5 protein-coding genes are annotated in these 3,142 nt (G+C 43.6%); 2 read left to right on the top strand and 3 right to left on the bottom strand.

Features of this window, described 5'->3' with window-relative positions; all coding sequences use genetic code 11:
• Both BLT_RS0117040 and BLT_RS0117035 read left to right on the top strand, forming a co-directional pair.
• Positions 1-348: NUDIX domain-containing protein (locus tag BLT_RS0117040; protein ID WP_026105177.1), on the top strand; the 348-nt coding region annotated here is incomplete at its 5' end.
• Positions 349-367: 19 nt separating this feature from the next.
• Positions 368-1,126 carry an SDR family NAD(P)-dependent oxidoreductase gene (locus BLT_RS0117035; protein ID WP_017728956.1) on the top strand — a complete coding sequence of 253 codons (759 nt, stop codon included), beginning with the start codon at positions 368-370 and terminating at the stop codon, positions 1,124-1,126.
• Positions 1,127-1,342: 216 nt separating this feature from the next.
• Here BLT_RS0117035 and BLT_RS0117030 read toward each other — a convergent pair whose 3' ends face one another.
• The 3 genes from BLT_RS0117030 to BLT_RS0117020 all read right to left on the bottom strand — a co-directional run.
• Complete coding sequence (locus BLT_RS0117030; protein ID WP_017728955.1) at positions 1,343-1,678, bottom strand: hypothetical protein; 336 nt, start codon at positions 1,676-1,678, stop codon at positions 1,343-1,345.
• A gap of 64 nt (positions 1,679-1,742) precedes the next feature.
• Positions 1,743-2,705, bottom strand: coding sequence for an NADPH:quinone reductase (locus BLT_RS0117025; protein ID WP_017728954.1), 963 nt, complete (start codon positions 2,703-2,705; stop codon positions 1,743-1,745).
• Between the two features lie 29 nt (positions 2,706-2,734).
• Positions 2,735-3,142, bottom strand: a 408-nt coding sequence (locus BLT_RS0117020; protein ID WP_017728953.1) for an aminotransferase class I/II-fold pyridoxal phosphate-dependent enzyme, incomplete at its 5' end; no start/stop codon positions are given.

Genomic DNA, 3,142 nt, shown 5'->3' with positions numbered 1-3,142 from the left:
CTCCGTAATGAGGAAGGGAAAGTACTCATTCAGCGACGTCCAGATACAGGGCTACTCGCCAAGCTATGGCAATTTCCAAACGAAGAGACGACAAGCCTTGAAAAGGAAAAAGAAGAGCTCATTCACTATTTTAGAAAGACGTTTAATCTTACGGTAAAAATTGGTGCGCATGTTCAAACAGTTGAACATATTTTCTCCCATTTAATTTGGAATATACATGTGTACGAAGGAATGATTGTTGATGGGATGGTTCAGGAGGAAGACGGTGTGAAATGGGTCAGTCGCCAAGAAATTGAGGACTATCCGTTTCCAGTCTCTCATCAAAAAATAATTGCTGCAAATGTTTAATGGAAAGGGTTGAGAACAAATGGATTTGCAATTAAACGGAAAAGTCGTGCTAATTACTGGCGGTTCGAAAGGAATCGGCTTAGGTATTGCGAAAGCTTTTACTGAAGAGGGAGCGCAGGTTGCCATACTTGCCCGCGGGGGAGAAGGCTTAGAAAAAGCGAAAAATGAGCTTGGGGATGTATTCACGGTTCAAGCTGACGTCACAGTTGAAAAGGAGCGCCAGCAAGCCTTCAAAATAGTTCTCAACCATTTTGGAACGGTTGATGTCCTCATTAATAATGCAGGTGGAAGCAATGGAGGCAAGATTGCCGATACAGACATGCGTACCTTTGAAGACGCTTTTGCATTAAACTATTTTTCTGCTGTTCATTTTAGTAAGCTTGTCCTTCCAATCATGAAAGAGAAGCAGTCTGGGGCCATAATAAATATATCATCAATTTTTGGACGAGAATCAGGAGGAAAGCCGACCTACAATAGCTCAAAGGCAGCGATGATTAGCTTTACGAAGGCACTAGCTGATGAAGGGATTAAAGATGGAATTCGTGTCAATGGTGTTGCACCAGGCTCGATTTTACATCCAACGGGGAATTGGCAACGCCGGCTAAAGGAAAATCCAGACAAAATCAACCGTTTTGTTGAAGAGGAAATCCCCGCAGGTCGGTTTGGAACCGTTGAGGAAATTGCAAATGTCGTCGTTTTTCTGGCATCTCAGAAAGCGAGCTGGGTTGTTGGGGCCACCATCAATGTCGATGGCGGTCAATCAAGAGCAAACTTTTAAAAAAGGAGAGGCTGGGACGAACAATGCACAACCTTAGCGGAGGAAAAATACGTAGGGATCAAAGGCAAGGGTGAGACCCCACAGTGCAAAAAGCACGAGGAGGCTCACCAGCCACCCGCGGAAAGCGAATTATATTTCCGAAGCGAATGCTATGCATCAACGATCATGACATTCGGATTAAACTCTTTTGCCCCAGCCTCCTTTTCACAGGTTTATTTATTGATCATCGTTAATGAGATGAATTTCGTCAAGTTTTTGTTTTGTTTCATTTGTTCCATATTGATAGATCGCTTCAAAAATGTCATTAAGACCTCTTTGGTATTCATTTCTATCACTGTCACCAGTTAAATCATCAAAATGACGGAATGTAAACATATTCCCAAGCTCCATATCATGGGCTTGAACATCATGAAGCAAATCCTCTAATGCTTTCTTCTCGTCAGGTGTAACCTCAATTTCATATTCGATCGTTTGACCGTCATTTGCTGGTGTCGGGCTAAGGGTATCCATACTAATTGGATTTAAATTGACGTAGTACGATTCTTTCTTCATACCTATCCCTCCTGAACAAACCGTTTTAGGCTAGTTTGTGCAAGTAGGAAGGTAAATAATCATTTTACGGAATGAGAACGATGCTACCGTTATATGTTTTTGCTTCAAGGGCAGCATGTGCATCCTTTGCTTGTTCAAATGAGAACACTTTACCGAGATGAGCAGAGTAAAGCCCCTCTTGAAGTCCTTTTGAAATGGCAAAACCAGCTTCTTGTAAAAGGGCGGATGGGGCTGAAAACAGTAGAACGCCGAGCAACGCTGCGTGCTTGATGTTCAATTGACGCCATAGGAGTGGAGGTGTGTTATTAACGGGAGAGCCGATGGCAACAATCCGTCCAGAGAAGGCAAGCATTTCAAAATCTTGTTCCATGTTTTCACTTAAGGACATGTCGAGGATAAGTGGAACACCTTTTTTAGCTGTTATTTCCATCACACGATCGACAACGTTTTCGTCTTTGTAAAAAATAACCTCATCTGCCCCCGCTTTCTTGGCAATATCGCCTTTCTCTTTATTACCAGCAGTAGCAATGACAAAGGCCCCCGCTGATTTAGCCAATTGGACCGCAGCATGACCGACCGCTCCGGCTGCTCCGTAAATAAGGACAGACTCACCCTTTTGAAGCTGGCCCCGTTTGAAGAGTGATAGATGGGCGGTCACAAACGCCATGGCTAGCGCTGCACCTTCTTCATAGGAAACATCATTTGGTAACGGAAAAACGATTTCTGAGGGGATCGCAACAAATTCAGCCGAAGCATGCTTTGCGTTTGTTGCCCAAATACGGTCTCCAACCTTCCAATCCGCCACAGCTTCACCAACTTCAACAATTTCTCCTGCCACATCAAAATGGGGAATATAAGGAAATTGCTCGACTGGACGAATCCCTTTGCGAAAGTAAGTATCAACAGGGTTGATTCCGCTCGCTCCCACTTTAACAAGAACCTCACCTGCTTTAAGGGTCGGTTTGTCTAGATTTGCAGTTTTTAACACATCTGGTTCACCGTATTGTTCATAAATTACAGCTTTCATGTACATCACTCCTCGTTTTTGTTTTTGAATTAAAGTAATGGCTTAAAACGTTTGGCAGCTGCTTTTAAAACAGGCTCATCCTGAACGAGGGCAATTCGAACATAGCCTTCTCCCTCGAAGCCAAAAGCATGACCTGGTGTAACGATGACACCGGCATCTAATGCTTTTAACACAAATTCCATGGATGTATAGCCTTCAGGAACTTTCGCCCAAACAAACATGCCACCTCCAGGACTGCGAACAGGCCAGCCAACGTCATTTAACGCACGAACAAGAGTATCTCTTCTTGATTGATACAAATGCTGTTGGCTGGATAGGAAAGTGTCACCATTGGTTAATGCTTCAATGGCTGCAAATTGAACAGGCCGAAATACACCGTAGTCCATATGAGATTTGACGACCGCTAATGGCTCAAGAAGCTTTTCATTTCCAACAAC

Source organism: Halalkalibacterium ligniniphilum (assembly GCF_000334155.1).
In the GTDB taxonomy this organism is placed as follows: domain Bacteria; phylum Bacillota; class Bacilli; order Bacillales; family Bacillaceae_D; genus Halalkalibacterium; species Halalkalibacterium ligniniphilum.
Note: the sequence above shows the minus strand (reverse complement) of the source record. Positions and strands in the feature narration are given on the sequence as shown.